The sequence below is a fragment of the Pseudomonas sp. NPDC089401 genome (assembly GCF_044749485.1).
Taxonomy (GTDB): Bacteria; Pseudomonadota; Gammaproteobacteria; order Pseudomonadales; family Pseudomonadaceae; genus Aquipseudomonas.
In genome coordinates, this window is record NZ_JBIVIA010000003.1 from 420,703 (window position 1) to 435,941 (window position 15,239).

Genomic DNA, 15,239 nt, shown 5'->3' on the forward strand with positions numbered 1-15,239 from the left:
AACATATTGTGGAAGCGAGTTCACCGGGGGGCCGAACCAGCGCGAAGCAGGCAACAGGGTGCATGGCACCGGCTTCGCCGGTGTTCGCAGGGCGAGCCCGCTCCCACAAAGTACATTTTCAGCCCACCGCTTCGAGCACCGCCCGGGCTTTTTCCAGCGCCATCCGCGCCCGCTGCTCACCGCTGATGCCCTGCTCCATCAACTGCCGCGTGGGGATCTCCAGGCTCAGCGGCACCGTTGCCGGTAACCCTCCCAACAAGCCCACTAGGTCGGCATCCCCCTCCCCCGGGAAGCGCCGCTCGTTGCGCGCCTGGCGCAGGATCTCGTCCATATCACTCGGCACCGGCCCGGCGACATCGCACAGCTGGGCATAGCGCATGCGTTGCGCCGGCCATTGCGCCAGGTCGTCCAGCGACGAGCGCGAGCGGTTGAAATGGAAGGCATCCACCAGCACGCAACCGTTCGCGCGGTCGGCGTTGGTCACCACCCGCATGGCCTGGCGCAGGTCGCGCACGTCGGTCCAGGGCATGAACTCCAGGTGCGGGTGAATGCCGTAGCCGGCGGCCAGGTCACACAGTTCGGCGAAACGCTCGGTGAGGCGCGCCTCGATCGGGTCGTTGCCGGCTACCAGCAGCTCGGTGCCGCCCAGCTCGGCACCGATCGCGAGGATGGGCTCGAAATCGGCTACGTTGGTGTCCGGTTTCAGGCGCAGGATTTCCAGGTCCAGTACCTGGATACCGGTGTCGCGCAGGCGTGCCTGGGTCTGGCGGCGCAGGCTGGGGTCGGCTACCAGTGGGAAGTGCTGTTCCTGCTCGGTGGCGGGTACCAGGCGCAGGCCGACGTGGCTGTAGCCGGCGCGAGCTGCGGCTTCCACCATCTCGGGTGGGGAAAGTTCGAGGACGGTGAGTGCAGCCAGGGAAAAGATTCGTTCAGTCATGTCGTTGTCCAGGGCGAGTGGAGTCAGGCGATGGGCTCGGGCGCACAGGCCCGGCCGCTTTCGGCGGCCTGGCGGATCGCTTCGATCAGGGCCAGGGTGCGGCCGCCGTCGGCGGCGTCGATCAGTGGCGCTTCTTCACCGCGGACAACGCGGATGAAGTGCTGCAACTGCAAGGTCAGGGCCTCGCCTGCCGCTATGGTTTCGTCGTTCTGCAGCAACGGCGTGTGCCAGCCGGAGCCGGGCTGTTCGTAGTGCCAGCGCTTGAGTTGGGGGATGCTCAACGCGCCCTGGGTGCCGGCCAGCAGGTAGCACGGCTGGCCGTCCTGGCGCGGGTAGACCGGGCTTTCGCCGGAATCCAGCTCCCAGCTCCAGGGCGCCGCCACCGCGTCGGAGCCGGTCAGGCTGCCGAGGGCGCCGTTGGCGAATTGCAGCAGCACCGCCGCGCTGTCTTCGTTGGCGAAGCCGCGCACGTCGTTGCGGGTGAAGGCCTGCACCTGCACCACCTCGCCGCACAGGTGACGCAGCAGGTCGAGGTCGTGAATCAGGTTGGTCAGCAGGAAGCCCGCACCCGGTTCGCGACGCCAGGGCGTCTCGAAGTAGCTGTCGGGCTTCTGCAACTGCCACAGCGCGGTGACGTTGATCAGCCGGCCGAGCTTGCCTTCGCTGATCACCTGGTGCGCCTTGGCGATCAGCGGGTTGTGCCGCCGGTGGTGGCCGACCAGCACCGGCACGCCGCGACGGCGCGAGGCGTCGACCAAGGCGCGGACTTCATCCAGGTGCACCCCCACCGGTTTTTCCACCAGCACCGGCACGCCGGCCTCGACACAATCCAGCGCCGTGGCGACGTGCAGGTTGTTGGGGTTGGCGACGATCACCGCATCCGGCCGGGCCTGTTCGAGCATCTGTCGGTGATCGGCGAAACAGGCCACGCCGCATTCGGCGGCAAACGCCTCGGCCTGGGGGCCTGGGTCGGCCACGGCGCACAGTTGCGCCTGGGCCAGACGACGCAGGTGCTGATAATGCTGGCGGCCCATGATACCGGCGCCGATCAGGGCGATTCGCAGGGGTGAGTTCAACGCGCTGTCCTCTTGTCATTGTTGTTGGCGCGATTATGGAAACAAATTCCAGAATCGACCTTGAGCAATGTAGAACCAAGTTCAGCTTTTCAGAACACCTCTGGCAACAGACTGTGCGTTTATCGCCCGCAAATGCGCATCAGGCGAACAGTTCGCTGGCCAGGCTGGCTGCCGACAGCTCCTGCGCCGCCGCCAGCAACAGCGGCGCCAGCTCATCCAGGCGGGTTTGCGCCAGGCGGGCGCTGGGCCCGGCGATGCTCAGCACGCCAATCACCTCGTCGCTCTGCGGGCGGCGCACCACGGCCGCCAAGGCCGAGGTGCCGATGGCCGAGGTCTGCTCGACCCAGGCATAGCCGCGCTCGCGGGCGCGTTGCAGGTAGGCGAGCAGTTCATCGGTGGAGCGTGGTGCATTGGGGCCGAACTGCGCGGGGTCGGCGATGCCCTGGCGCAACACCATCTGCAACGCCTGCTCGTCGTCGTGGCTGGCCAGCCAGGCATGCCCGGAGGCGGTGTAGAACAGCGGCGCATCGCGGCCCATGTCCGGGTCGTAGCGCAGCCCGGAGCGGGCACCCTGGGACTTGGCGATCCAGGTCTGGCGGCCGCCGTCGATCACCCCCAGGCGCACCAGTTCGCCGCTGTCCTGGGCCAGGCGGTCGAGGATCGGCTGGATGATGTCGGCGCCACTGCTGGAGAGGTAGCGAAAGCCCAGGGCCACCAGCTTGGCCGACAGCTGGTAGCGACCGTTGTCGCGGTTCTGGCGCACGTAGCCCAGGCGCACCAGCTCGGTGAGCATGCGGTGGGTGGCGCTTTTGGGGATGTCCAGGCGCTCGGCGAGGGTTTGCAGCGGCAGGCCATGTGGTTCGCCGGTGAGGCTTTCCACAAGACTGAAGGCGCGTTCGATCTGACTACCAGCCATGAGATGAGTCCCTGAAAAATTGGCGAATTCTAGAAGATGATTCCATGAGGTCGATAGCTGCCGGATTGTAGCGACACGGAAATGTCCGATTATCGACCACAACTTGGCCGATCAGCTTGCGCGACCGACTGCTCCACCCAAAGAATATGGAATCTTGTTCCAATAATAATGCAGGAGATGCCGCAATGCCCCAACCAACCGATTGCGATGTACTGGTCATCGGCTCCGGTGCGGCCGGGCTGGCCGCAGCCGTCACCGCCGCCTGGCATGGGCAGAAGGTCATCCTGGTGGAAAAGGACGATGTATTCGGCGGCGCCACCGCCTGGTCCGGCGGCTGGGCCTGGGCGCCGCGCAACCCGCTGGCACGGCGCGCCGGTATCCATGAGGACATCGAGCAACCGCGCACCTACCTGCGCCATGAACTGGGCGAGCAGTATGACGCCGAACGGGTCGACGCCTTTCTCGAGGCCTGCCCGCACATGGTCGCGTTCTTCGAAAACCACACCGCCTTGCAGTTCGCCGAGGGCAACGGCATCCCCGACATGCACGGCGACACGCCCGGCGCCGCCCTTGGCGGCCATCAGCTGATCGCCGCCCCCTATGACGCCCGCGCAGTCGGCGCGCTGCTGCCGCGTCTGCGCCGGACGATGCGCGAAACCTCGTTCATGGGCATGCCGATCATGGCCGGCAGCGACCTGGCCGCCTTCCTCGACATGACTCGCTCGCCGCGTGCCCTGCTGCATGTGTGCAAGCGCTTTGGCCGCCACCTCTACCACCTGGCCCGTCATGGCCGGGCGATGCACCTGGTCAACGGCGTGGCGCTGGTGGCGCGGCTGGCGAAATCGGCCGAGGACCTGGGCGTGCAACTGCTGGAGTCGACCCCGGCCAGGCGCCTGCTGATGGAGGACGGCAAGGTGCTGGGGGCCGTGGTCGACGGCGCCCAGGGCATGCGCTCGATCCGCGCCAGGGCCGTGGTGCTGGCGGCGGGTGGTTTCCCCCACGACAGCGCCCGCCGCCAGCAACTCGTCCCACGGCACGCCAGCGAGCTCCTCGCCCTGCCGCCACCCGGCTGTTCGGGCGATGGCTTGAGGCTGGGCGAAGCCGCAGGTGGCGTGGTGGCCACCGACCTCAAATCGCCCGTGGCCTGGGCGCCCGTGTCGAAAGTTGCGCACCGCGACGGCAGCATCGGCCACTTCCCGCACATCATCGAGCGCGGCAAGCCAGGCATCATCGGTGTGCTGGCCGACGGCAAGCGCTTCGTCAACGAGGCGCACGGCTACTACGACTATGTCTCGGCCATGCTCGCGGCGGTCCCGCAAGACCAGCAAGCGTGCTCGTGGCTGATCTGCGACCACCGCTTCCAGCGCCGCTACGGCCTCGGCCATGCGCGCCCGGCGCCGCTGCCGGTGGGGCCGCATGTGCGCAGCGGCTACCTCAAGCGCGCGGCCACCCTCGAACAGCTCGCGGCGCAGTGCGGCATCGACCCGGCCGGGCTCAGCGCCACGGTGGCCGACTTCAATGCCCATGCTCGGCATGGCCAGGACCCGGCTTTCGGCCGCGGCTCGACGCCCTTCAATCGCAAGCAGGGTGACCCTCGACACACTGGGCCCAACCCCTGCGTCGCGCCGCTCGAACAGGCCCCGTTCTACGCGGTGAAGGTGCAGCCCGGCTGCTTCGGCACCTTCGCCGGCCTGCGCACCGACGGCCACGCCCGTGTGCTCGACGCCGCCGGCCAGCCGATCGGCGGCCTGTACGCGGCCGGCACCGACATGGCCAGCGTGTTCGGCGGCTGGTACCCGTCCGGCGGCATCAACCTGGGCCCGGCGCTGACCTTCGGCTATGTCGCCGGGCGGCATATCAGCGGCGTAACGGCATACGAATAGAGGGACAACGCATCCAGGCGTGGACATTGGCCGGGCTTGCGCATAAAACTGGGGCACCACCGACCTTTACCCAAGGAGGACCAGCGCCTTTGAACAAGAACTCCGAGCCGTCGCGCGGCTGGCTGGCCAACAAGTTCCTCGCCGATGGCCAGGAGCCGGACCCGCGTTTCACCCTCGCCAACGAGCGCACCTTCCTGGCCTGGATCCGCACCGCCCTGGCGCTGCTGGCCAGCGGCATCGCCGTGGACATGTTCACCGCCGAGATCTTCAGCGCCGGCACCCGACGCCTGCTGGCGGTGTCGCTGATCTGCCTGGCGCTGCTGCTGAGCCTGCCGGCCTTCGTCCGCTGGCTCAGTGTGGAACGGGCAATGCGCCAGAAGCGCCCGCTGCCGTTCCCGCTGATCGCCCCGGCGCTGTCGATCGGCGTGTCGCTGGTGATGGTGGTGTTCGCCTACGCGGTATTCTTCCATGCCTGAAGCCACCGCCGATGACGGCTTGCAGCCGGAACGCACGCTGCTGGCCTGGCGCCGGACGATCATGGCAATGGTGGTGTGCAGCTGTTTCTTCCTGCGCTGGGTGCCGCACCACCGTTGGCTCGCCGTGGCTCCGGCGGTGCTCTGCCTGCTGGCCGCAGGCCTGGCCTGGCTGCGCCTGAGGCGGCGTTACCTGCGCCATGTAACGGGCCTGCAAGCCGAGACCGTCGCCTCCAGCATCAGCGTCAACCTGTGGCTGGCGCTGTGCGTCACTGCGCTGTGCGCGGTGGAACTCGCGGCTATCCTGGCGTGGTAGCCGAGACCTCTTCGAGCTGCGCCAGCCAGTACCCCACATCCACCTCGTCGATCTGCTCGGGCCGCAGGAAGCGTTGCGCATACTCGCGGTACACGCCGCTGGCCAGGAACAGCTTCAGCAGTTGCCGGTCGACATGCTGGTCGCGGGCCATGAACACCAGGATCTTCACCGACTCGGACAGGGTCTTGGCCGGCTTGTACGGCCGGTCGGCGGCGGTCAGTGCCTCGAAGATGTCGGCAATCGCCATCACCCGCTCGGCAACGCTCAGCTCGCCCATGCGCAGCCGGCGCGGGTAGCCACTGCCGTCCATCTTCTCGTGGTGGTTGCCGGCGATGTCCGGCACCCGCCGCAGCTGGCGCGGGAATGGCAGCGCGGTGAGCATGATCAAGGTCTGGACGATGTGTTCGTTGATCTTGAAGCGCTCTTCATCGTTCAGTGTGCCCCGGCGGATCGCCAGGTTGTACAGCTCGCCGTGGTTGCTGGCGTGGGCCGGCAGGCGCATGTCGAAGCCCCAGGTGTTGCGCGGGTCGTCCTTGGCCACCGGCGGCTTGCGCGGCCCCCAGGGCACGCGGTGCTCGGGGCGATCGGCCAGCAGCGCTTCGGCCACCGGCAACGGCGGCGGCAACTGCCCGGCGAAGCGCTGGGCCTCGTCCCGGGAAATGCCCAGGCGGTTGTCGAAATGGCGCTGCCAGCGGCGCTCACCGATGCGCTGCAAACGTTCGATGTCGGCCTCTTCCATGAACTCGCCGCCGATATTGGCCTTGGCGACGAAGGCAAATTCTTCCTGCAACTGCGCTCTGGCCTGCTCCAGCGTGCGTTGCAGCACCGCTTGCTGCTCGCCCGCTGCCAGCCCCTGCCAATAGGCCAGCTCGGCATCGCGCCAGAGCACCTCGAAACGCATACGTACTTCGTGGATGCGGTTGTACAGGGTTTCCAGCTTGGTCGCCTTGTCCACCACGTATTCCGGGCTGGTGATCTTGCCGCAATCGTGCAGCCAGGCGGCGATGCGGAATTCGTAGCGCTCGGCCTCGCTCATGGAGAAGCCGGCGAACGGGCCGCTGTCGGCCTGCACGGCCTTGTCCAGCAGCATCTGCGCCAGTTGCGGCACGCGCTCGCAGTGCCCGCCGGTGTAGGGGCTCTTGGCGTCGATGGCATCGGCCAGCAGCTTGATCATGCCGTCCAGCAGGCGCTGCTGGGCTTCGACCAGCTGGCGGGTCTCGATGGCCACGGCGGCGGCACCAGAAAGCTCCTCGACGAAGCGCCGGAACGGCTCGCTCACGGCATTGCCGGCCTGTTCGCCGCGCAACTGCAGGACGAGAATGCCGAGCCGCTCATGGCTGCGGTCATCGAGCACCACGGCGAGGCTGCGCCCGTGCAGTTCGAGGGCCTGGGTGACAATGGCCGCCAGCGCGTCGAGGTCGCTTTCACGCACGGCCAACGCGGCCGGGTAGCCCTCGCCCCGGCATGCGGCGGCCAGGCGCAGCTGCTGGTGCTCGGCCTCGTAGAGGTACACCGCGCCGCCGCCGACGCCAGCGGCATCCACCAGGTGGCGGAGCACGCCGTCGAGCATGCGTTCGAGCTGGGTTTCGCGGCTCAGGGTCAGGGTGATGGCCTGGAAGCTGCGGATGGTGCCGGCCATGCGCCTGAGCACGTGGCTCAGCTCGCGCACTTCGGAAACCCGCGATGCCACGCCCACCTGGCGGCTGAAATCGAAGTCGGCCAGGCCGCGCACCTGCTCGGCCAACAGGTGCAGCGGGCGGCCGATACGCCGCCCGATCAGCCCGCCCAGCAGCAGGAGCACGGCCATCAGCGCCGCCGTCCAAAGCAACTGGTCGAACAGCACCTTGCGCGCCCCGGCCAGCAACTCGTGGGCCGGCACTGCAATCAACACCTGCAGCTTCTGCCCGGCCAGGGTCGTCAGCGGCACGCGCATGCCGTACCAGGCCTGGTCCGCCGCCTGGAACAGCAACGGCCGGGTGCTCTGGGGCTGTTCGGCGTAGATGTGCTGCAGGCCGGGGATGCCCAGTTCGGCGACGCTGGACAGGCGCACGTGGTTGCCCTCATGGACGACCACCCGCTGCAGGTCGGGGTAGGCCACCACACGGCCCTGGTCATCGACCACGGCGATCTCGGTGCCGGCGGTCATGCGCAGGTCGCGGGTCTCGCTGGCCAGGTCGTCGACCGAAACGTCGAGGCCGATCACTGCGGCGCCGTCGACACTGCGCTGGGCCATGGTCAGGCCGATCTCGCGGGTGGTGAAGAACACATAGGGGCGGGTCAGCACGGTGCCGGGGCGCTGGGCGGCGTCGACGAACCAGGGGCGCTGGCGCGGGTCGTAGCGGTAGTCCGGCTTGGGCTGGGCCTGGAGCAGGGCCAGGGCGCGGTCGTAGAAGCGCCACTCGCCGCGCATCGCTCCATCCTCACCCAGGGTCACGGTCTGCACCAGGAAGCGGGTATTGGCTGGCGCGGCAAAACGCTGCAGCAATGCCGGGTCGCTCAGGCGCCGCACCAGCAGGAATTCGCCATTGGGGTAACCGACGTAGGCAGCGCTGAGCATCTTGTTGCCGTTGAGGTTCTCGACCAGTTGCGGCAACTGCGCCAGGCGCTGCTCCAAGGTGCGGGCGGCCGGGTTGAAGGCCAGCAGGCGAATGCTGCTCTGGGCCGGGCCGACCAGGCGGCGGGCGCGCTCGTCGATGGTCTTGCCCACCTGCTGCGCGGCATCGCCGGCAGCTGCCACCAGGGTCTGGCTGATGCCGCGGTAGCCCTGCCAGGCCAGGCCGGCGCCGAGCAGCAGCATGCCCAGCATGATCGCCAGAGCGATCAGCCATTGCAGGGAAATGCCACGTCCGGGCGTGTTCATGGCAGCGCCCTCCCTGGACGCCCGATGCACACCCTGCCCGCCCGGCAGCGACCTGCCAACTTGGCAGCACGACCCGAAAACACCCAGACCATCCGCAGCATTCCTTATGTGGCGACTTCAAACAGTGTAATCAGCCAGAACAAGCGAGGGCTGATCCGCGCCCTTCTGCGGTATAGCAGGCAATGAAGCCTAGCATTACCATTTCTAGCCTAGGAAATACTTGTTTTATGCTAAATTCGCGTTGGTTTGCAGCCTGCTCCAGGGCGGCGATTACCAGCCACCCTTGGCCTAACCGCCCCCACCCGCTAAACTCCCCGCCGGGTGCTAGCTGCAACGTGCAGTGAGGCAGGTTAAAGAACAACGCTGGTCGGGCCGCCATGCGGGAGTCCTTGCGCCCATGCAAAAAACCTCCTTGACGCGTGCCCAGCGTCTGGCCCAACGCGCATTCGCCAATTTCGAGCGTTTCCTGCACATCGAGGCCGTCAGCGGCATCGTCCTGCTGATCACCGCCATCGCCGCGCTGATCTGGGCCAACTCGCCTGCGGCCGCCAGCTACGACGCCCTCTGGCACACCCCGGTGGGCTTCGCCATCGGCTCGTTCAGCTATGCGCAATCCCTGCACTTCTGGATCAACGACGGCCTGATGACCATCTTCTTCCTGGTCGTGGGCATGGAAATCCGCCGCGAAATCCACGAAGGCGCCCTGGCCAGCCTGCGCCAGGCGACCTTGCCCATGGCGGCGGCCGTTGGCGGGGTGGCAGTCCCCGCGCTGCTCTACCTGGCCTTTGGCCATGCCCCGGCCGAGCAGCAGGGCTGGGCCGTGCCCACCGCCACCGACATCGCCTTCGCCGTCGGCGTGCTGGCGCTGCTGGGCAAGTCGATCCCGTCCAATATCCGCGTGTTCCTGCTGGCGCTGGCAATCATCGACGACATCATCGCCGTGCTGATCATCGCCATCTTCTATTCCGGCGGCCTCGACTACAGTGGCTTCGGCGTGGCCGCCATCGGCCTGCTGCTGGTGATCGGGCTGCAGAAGATCGGCATCGGTTCGGCCTGGGCCTATGTGATTCCCGGCGCCATCACCTGGGTCGGCATGCTGATGACCGGTGCCCACCCGACCCTGGCCGGCGTGGTGCTCGGCCTGATGACGCCGGTGGTCGCCATGCCTCTGGGCGAGCGCCCGCTGGATGCGATCCACCGCTTCACCGACGATCTGCTGGGCCGGGCCAAGGCACCCAAGGCGGACACCGGCGACCTGATCGACCCGCTGAAACGCCTGCGCCTGGCCCAGCGTGAACTGGTCGCCCCGGTAACCCGCGTGGGCGGTGCCCTGCACCCGTGGGTGGCCTACGCGATCATGCCGCTGTTCGCCCTGGCCAATGCCGGTGTCGGCCTGTCGGGCATCGACCTGTCCGCCGAGGGGCCGCACTGGGTGATGACCGCTGTGGCCGTGGCGTTGGTGGCGGGCAAGCCGATCGGCATCATCGGCGTCAGCTGGCTGATGGTGCGCCTGGGTTGGTGCAGCCTGCCGGCCCAGGTCGACTGGCGCGGCATCACGCTGATCGGCCTGCTGGCCGGCATCGGCTTCACCATGTCGATCTTCATTGCCAACCTCGCCTACAGCGACCCCGCCTCGCTGGGCGCGGCCAAGCTTGGGGTGCTGTCGGGCTCGGTGATCGCCGCCGTGCTGGGCCTGGCCTGGGGCGTGCTGGTGATGCGCAAGGCCGGCGCCAAGGCCCCGCTGCAAGCGGGCTGAACCGATTCGGGGCCTGCGGGCCCCGGTCATTTTGATGTATACAAAAAATGCAAACTTTGCTTACATGCCCTGGGCGCCTACGACACCGGCAACCGTCGTTGCGTATTGCGCCAGGCTCAAGCCATGCAACAAGCTCCTCTGCAACACGCCCCCAAGACCTTGCTGGTCAAGAACGCCGCACTGCTGGTCACCATGGACGGCCAACGCCGTGAAATAAAGAACGGCGGCCTGTACATCGAAGACAACCTGATCAAACAGGTCGGCCCCAGCGACACCCTGCCCGGCCACGCCGACGTGGTGCTCGACATGCGCGGCAAGGTAGTCATTCCCGGCCTGGTCAACACCCACCACCACATGTACCAGAGCCTCACCCGCGTGGTGCCGGCGGCCCAGGACGGCGAGCTGTTCAACTGGCTGACCAACCTGTACCCGATCTGGGCGCGGCTGACCCCGGAAATGATCGCGGTGTCGACCCAGACGGCCATGGCCGAACTGATCCTCTCCGGTTGCACCACCTCCAGCGACCACCTGTACATCTACCCCAACGGCTGCAAGCTCGACGACAGCATCCACGCCGCCAGCGAGATCGGCATGCGTTTCCACGCCGCGCGCGGCAGCATGAGCGTGGGCCAGAGCCAGGGTGGCCTGCCGCCGGACTCGGTGGTGGAAAAGGAAAGCGACATCCTCAAGGAATCCCAGCGCCTGATCGAGGACTACCACGACGCCAGCCACGGCTCGATGCTGCGGGTGGTGGTGGCGCCCTGCTCGCCGTTCTCGGTGAGCCGCGACCTGATGCGCGAAGCCGCGGTGCTGGCGCGCCAGTACGGCGTGTCGCTGCACACCCACCTGGCGGAGAACGTCAACGACATCGCCTACAGCCGCGAGAAGTTCGGCATGACTCCGGCCGAATACGCCGAAGACCTTGGCTGGGTCGGCCATGACGTGTGGCACGCCCACTGCGTGCAACTCGACCAGCACGGCATCGAGCTGTTCGCCCGCACCGGCACCGGCGTCGCCCATTGCCCGTGCTCGAACATGCGCCTGGCCTCGGGCATCGCGCCGATCCGCAAGATGCGCGACCACGGCGTGCCGGTGGGCCTGGGCGTCGACGGCTCGGCCTCCAACGACGGCGCCAGCATGATCGGCGAAGTGCGCCAGGCCCTGCTGCTGCAGCGCGTGGGCTTCGGCCCGGATGCGATGACCGCCCGCGAAGCCCTGGAAATCGCCACCCTGGGTGGCGCCAAGGTGCTCAACCGCAACGACATCGGCGCCCTGGTGCCGGGCATGGTCGCCGACTTCGTCGCCTTCGACCTGGGCCACGTGGCCTACGCCGGTGCCCTGCATGACCCGCTGGCGGCCCTGGTGTTCTGCACCCCGACCCACGTCGACACCAGCGTCATCAACGGCCGCGTGGTGGTGCAGGATGGCCGCATCACCACTGTCGACCTGCCGCGGGTGCTGGAGCGCCACAACCAGCTGGCTTGCCAGTTGGTCAGCGGCGACTGAGCACGCCCGGCAGCGGGTGTTCGCGGAGCAACATGAACAAAACTTCATGTTGGCTGTGAGCGCCCTGCTGCTGGGGTACACACCCGATCCAGCCCTGTGCCTGGGCCGCCCTTGCCTTGAGGCCCGGGGCGGGGTTGCGTAGCATCGCCGGCCCTGGGGCCGCTAGGCGGCCCATTCGCTCGCGGGACAAGCCCGCTCCGACACAGAGCCACCATGCCACAGCCAATCCCCCTCAAGGACCACGAAAAGGAAAAACTCCTGGTCAACCGCCGGCTGCTGGCCTGCGCCGCCCTGGTGTTCAGCCTGTGTGCCGTGCTGGTGGGCCGGCTCTACGTGCTGCAGGTACTGCAGCACGACCAGCAGACCGCGGTCTCGGAAAACAACCGCGTGCACATCCTGCCGATCGCCCCCGAGCGCGGGCTGATCTACGACCGCAATGGCGTGGTGCTGGCCGACAACAAGCCCAGCTTCGACCTGACCATGACCCGCGAGCGCGCCGGCAATTCGGCGGAGGTGCTCGACAGCCTGGCGCAGATCCTTGGCCTCGGCGAAGACGACCGCAAGCAGTTCGACAAGGACCTGCGCCGTGGCCGCAAGCCGTTCGAGCCGGTGACCCTGATGGTCGGCCTGACCGAGGAGCAGATCGCCCTGATCGCGGTCAACCAGTTCCGCCTGCCGGGCCTGGACGTGGAGCCGCAGTTCATCCGTGAATACCCCCTGGCCGAGCACTTCGCCCATTCGGTCGGCTACGTCGGCCGCATCAACGAAAAGGAAGCCAAGACCCTCGACAGCACCGAGTACCGCGGCACCCAGTCGATCGGCAAGACCGGCATCGAGCACTTCTACGAGGCCCAGCTGCACGGCCACGTCGGCTACGAAGAGGTCGAGACCAACGCCCAGGGCCGGGTCATGCGCGTGCTCAACCACAAGGCCCCGATCCCCGGCAAGGACATCATCCTCAGCCTCGACTCGCACCTGCAGGTGGCCGCGGAAAAGGCCCTGGGCGACCGCCGCGGCGCGGTGGTGGTGCTGGACCCGGCCAACGGCGACGTGCTGGCCATGGTCAGCAACCCGAGCTTCGACCCCAACCTGTTCGTCAAGGGCATCAGCTTCAAGCAGTACGCCGCCCTGCGCGACTCGATCGACCGGCCGCTGTTCAACCGCGTGCTGCGCGGGCTGTACGCGCCGGGCTCGACGGTCAAGCCGGAAGTCGCCATCGCCGGCCTCGACAGCGGCGTGATCACCCCCGGCAGCCGGGTGTTCGACCCCGGCTACTACGAGCTGCCCAACTACGACCACAAGTACCGCAACTGGAACCACAGCGGTGACGGCTGGGTGGACATGTACACCGCCATCATGCGTTCCAACGACACCTACTTCTACGACCTGGCGCACAAGCTCGGCATCGACCGCCTGCACGACTACATGGCCGAGTTCGGCCTGGGCCAGAAGGTCTCGCTGGACATGTTCGAGGAAGCCCCCGGGCTGATGCCGTCACAAGCCTGGAAGCGCGCCACCCGGCGCCAGGCCTGGTTCCCCGGCGAGACGCTGATCCTCGGCATCGGCCAGGGCTACATGCAGGTCACCCCGCTGCAGCTGGCCCAGGCCACCAGCCTGCTGGCCAGCAAGGGCGTGTGGCACCGCCCGCACCTGGCGATGACCGTCGGTGGCGAAACCCCGGTGGACCCGAACCCGATGCCGGACATCGTGCTGCACGACAAGCACGCCTGGGACCAGGTCAACGTGGGCATGCAGATGGTCATGCACGACCCGCGCGGCATCGCCCGCGCCTCGGCAGCCGGATCCCAGTACCGGATCGCCGGCAAGAGCGGCACGGCCCAGGTGGTGGCGATCAAGCAGGGTGAGCGCTACAACCGCAACAAGACCCTCGAACGCCATCGCGACAATGCCCTGTTCGTCGGTTTCGCCCCGGCCGACCACCCCAGCGTGGTGGTGGCGGTGATGATCGAGAACGGCGAGGCCGGTGGCCGCGTGGCAGGCCCGGTGGTGCGCGAGGTGATGGATGCCTACCTGCTCGACGAGCAGGGGCACCTCAAACCGCAATATGCCGGCACGCCGCAGGTCAAGCCCGCTCCGCATAGCTAGGGGCGTGCAGCAGCCCCAGGCGGCGCCGGGTCACGCACACCAGCAGGATGAACCCGGTGACCCCCGCCGTCATCAACGCCTCGTAACGGTAGGCATCACTGAACAGCATGTGGCCCAGCACCAGCAGGATGGCGCCGATGACCGCCCAGGTCAGCCACGGGAACAGCCACATCTTGAACGCCAACTCGGTGCCTTCACGCTCGGCGCGTGCGCGCATGCGCAACTGGGAAACGGCGATCACCAGGTACACCAGCAAGGCGATCGACCCCGTGGTCGACAGCAGGAAGCTGAACACCTTGCCTGGGAACACATAATTGACCAGGCACCCGGCAAAGCCTGCCAAGGTCGACAGCAGTACCGCCGCCACCGGCACACCGCTGGCCGACACGCGCCGGGTAACCGGCAGCGCCTCACCCCGTGCGCCCAGGGAATAGAGCATGCGCGAAGCCGTGTACAGCCCGGAGTTCATGCAACTGGTGACGGCCACCAGCACCACCAGGTCCACCAACAGCTTGGCGCCCGGTACATGGAGTATTTCCAGCACGCGCTGGAACGAGCCCACGGTCTTCAGCGCCGGGTCGTTCCAAGGCACCAGCGCCACCACCAGAAAGATCGACAGCAGGTAGAAAATCGCGATGCGGTACACCACCAGGTTGGTGGCACGGCGGATCTTCGCTTGCGGGTTGGCCGTTTCGCCAGCCGCAATGGTGACCACCTCGGCACCGAAGAAGCAGAAGATGGTAATCAGCACCCCGCCCAGCACCGCGCCCCAGCCATTGGGCACGAAGCCACCGTTGGCCCACAGCTGGCCGACCCCCGAGACGTTCGCCAGCGGCCAGACACCAGACACCGCCATCCCGCCCACGGCGATGAAGGCGGCAATGGCCAGCACCTTGACCAGCGCGAACCAGAACTCGAACTCGCCGAAGTTCTTCACGCTGACCAGGTTGCTGCAGGCCAGCAGCGCCATGATCAGGAAGGCGAACAGCCAGGACGGCACGCCCGGAAACCACGCATGCAGGATATCGGCGCCGGCGATGGCCTCGACCGGAATGATCAGCACCCAGAACCACCAGTACAGCCAGCCGATGGTGAACCCGGCCCAGGGCCCGATGGCCTCGCCGGCATAGGTGGAAAAGGAGCCGCTGTTCGGGTTGGCCACCGCCATTTCGCCGAGCATGCGCATCACCAGCAGCACCAGCAGGCCGGTCAAGGCGTAGGAAATGAGGATGGCCGGACCGGCCGAAGCGATGGCCTTGGACGAGCCGATGAACAGCCCGGCGCCGATGATGCCGGCGATGGAGATCATCGAGACCTGACGGGAGGTCAGGCCGTGGTGCAGTGCAGCGTTTGAGTTGGGTTGCAGCGACATCATTGAGCCTTCGGGAGACCTGGCCAGGCTTCATCTGC

General features: G+C 67.3%; 11 protein-coding genes. 6 read left to right on the forward strand and 5 right to left on the reverse strand.

The window, feature by feature from the left end; translation table 11 throughout:
• Positions 1–118: 118 nt before the first annotated feature.
• The 3 genes from ACIP21_RS09310 to ACIP21_RS09320 form a co-directional block, all read right to left on the reverse strand.
• Entirely contained in the window at positions 119–937 is an 819-nt protein-coding gene (locus tag ACIP21_RS09310) for a sugar phosphate isomerase/epimerase family protein (protein WP_400686654.1), read from the reverse strand.
• Between the two features lie 23 nt (positions 938–960).
• Complete coding sequence (locus ACIP21_RS09315) at positions 961–2,013, reverse strand: Gfo/Idh/MocA family protein (RefSeq protein ID WP_400686656.1); 1,053 nt, start codon at positions 2,011–2,013, stop codon at positions 961–963.
• Between the two features lie 139 nt (positions 2,014–2,152).
• The gene (locus tag ACIP21_RS09320; RefSeq protein ID WP_400686658.1) at positions 2,153–2,929 is read right to left on the reverse strand and encodes an IclR family transcriptional regulator; all 777 of its coding nucleotides are present in this window, start codon (positions 2,927–2,929) and stop codon (positions 2,153–2,155) included.
• Positions 2,930–3,114: 185 nt separating this feature from the next.
• Here ACIP21_RS09320 and ACIP21_RS09325 point away from each other — a divergent pair, with 185 nt between their 5' ends.
• The 3 genes from ACIP21_RS09325 (at position 3,115) to ACIP21_RS09335 (ending at position 5,601) form a co-directional block, all read left to right on the forward strand.
• The gene (locus ACIP21_RS09325; protein ID WP_400686660.1) at positions 3,115–4,812 is read left to right on the forward strand and encodes an FAD-dependent oxidoreductase; all 1,698 of its coding nucleotides are present in this window, start codon (positions 3,115–3,117) and stop codon (positions 4,810–4,812) included.
• 89 nt (positions 4,813–4,901) lie between these two features.
• Positions 4,902–5,288 (forward strand): YidH family protein, encoded by a 387-nt coding sequence (locus ACIP21_RS09330; protein WP_400686662.1) that lies wholly within the window; start codon positions 4,902–4,904, stop codon positions 5,286–5,288.
• Positions 5,281–5,601 carry a DUF202 domain-containing protein gene (locus ACIP21_RS09335; RefSeq protein ID WP_400686664.1) on the forward strand — a complete coding sequence of 107 codons (321 nt, stop codon included), beginning with the start codon at positions 5,281–5,283 and terminating at the stop codon, positions 5,599–5,601. Before ACIP21_RS09330 ends, ACIP21_RS09335 begins: the two co-directional genes overlap by 8 nt.
• Here ACIP21_RS09335 and ACIP21_RS09340 read toward each other — a convergent pair.
• Positions 5,585–8,461 (reverse strand): HD domain-containing phosphohydrolase, encoded by a 2,877-nt coding sequence (locus ACIP21_RS09340; protein ID WP_400686666.1) that lies wholly within the window; start codon positions 8,459–8,461, stop codon positions 5,585–5,587. The two genes, ACIP21_RS09335 and ACIP21_RS09340, sit on opposite strands and share 17 nt — an antisense overlap.
• A 397-nt stretch (positions 8,462–8,858) precedes the next feature.
• Here ACIP21_RS09340 and nhaA point away from each other — a divergent pair, with 397 nt between their 5' ends.
• The 3 genes from nhaA (at position 8,859) to mrdA (ending at position 13,829) form a co-directional block, all read left to right on the forward strand.
• On the forward strand, positions 8,859–10,217 hold the full coding sequence (gene nhaA, locus ACIP21_RS09345; protein ID WP_400686668.1) for a Na+/H+ antiporter NhaA: 1,359 nt from the start codon (positions 8,859–8,861) through the stop codon (positions 10,215–10,217).
• Between the two features lie 123 nt (positions 10,218–10,340).
• Positions 10,341–11,723 carry an 8-oxoguanine deaminase gene (locus tag ACIP21_RS09350; RefSeq protein ID WP_400686670.1) on the forward strand — a complete coding sequence of 461 codons (1,383 nt, stop codon included), beginning with the start codon at positions 10,341–10,343 and terminating at the stop codon, positions 11,721–11,723.
• 213 nt (positions 11,724–11,936) lie between these two features.
• The gene (mrdA, locus tag ACIP21_RS09355; protein WP_400686672.1) at positions 11,937–13,829 is read left to right on the forward strand and encodes a penicillin-binding protein 2; all 1,893 of its coding nucleotides are present in this window, start codon (positions 11,937–11,939) and stop codon (positions 13,827–13,829) included.
• Here the strand turns inward: mrdA and ACIP21_RS09360 are convergent.
• A complete protein-coding gene (locus ACIP21_RS09360; RefSeq protein ID WP_400686673.1) occupies positions 13,807–15,204 on the reverse strand; it encodes an amino acid permease in 1,398 nt (465 codons plus the stop codon). The genes mrdA and ACIP21_RS09360 overlap by 23 nt on opposite strands.
• Positions 15,205–15,239 lie beyond the last annotated feature (35 nt).

Excerpts from the sequence above, each read along its gene's own strand:
- ACIP21_RS09310 (WP_400686654.1), bottom strand. The coding sequence starts at position 937 with ATGACTGAACGAATCTTTTCCCTGGCTGCACTCACCGTCCTCGAACTT.
- ACIP21_RS09320 (WP_400686658.1), bottom strand. The coding sequence starts at position 2,929 with ATGGCTGGTAGTCAGATCGAACGCGCCTTCAGTCTTGTGGAAAGCCTC.
- ACIP21_RS09325 (WP_400686660.1), top strand. The coding sequence starts at position 3,115 with ATGCCCCAACCAACCGATTGCGATGTACTGGTCATCGGCTCCGGTGCG.
- ACIP21_RS09335 (WP_400686664.1), top strand. The coding sequence starts at position 5,281 with ATGCCTGAAGCCACCGCCGATGACGGCTTGCAGCCGGAACGCACGCTG.
- ACIP21_RS09340 (WP_400686666.1), bottom strand. The coding sequence starts at position 8,461 with ATGAACACGCCCGGACGTGGCATTTCCCTGCAATGGCTGATCGCTCTG.
- nhaA (WP_400686668.1), top strand. The coding sequence starts at position 8,859 with ATGCAAAAAACCTCCTTGACGCGTGCCCAGCGTCTGGCCCAACGCGCA.
- ACIP21_RS09350 (WP_400686670.1), top strand. The coding sequence starts at position 10,341 with ATGCAACAAGCTCCTCTGCAACACGCCCCCAAGACCTTGCTGGTCAAG.
- mrdA (WP_400686672.1), top strand. The coding sequence starts at position 11,937 with ATGCCACAGCCAATCCCCCTCAAGGACCACGAAAAGGAAAAACTCCTG.
- ACIP21_RS09360 (WP_400686673.1), bottom strand. The coding sequence starts at position 15,204 with ATGATGTCGCTGCAACCCAACTCAAACGCTGCACTGCACCACGGCCTG.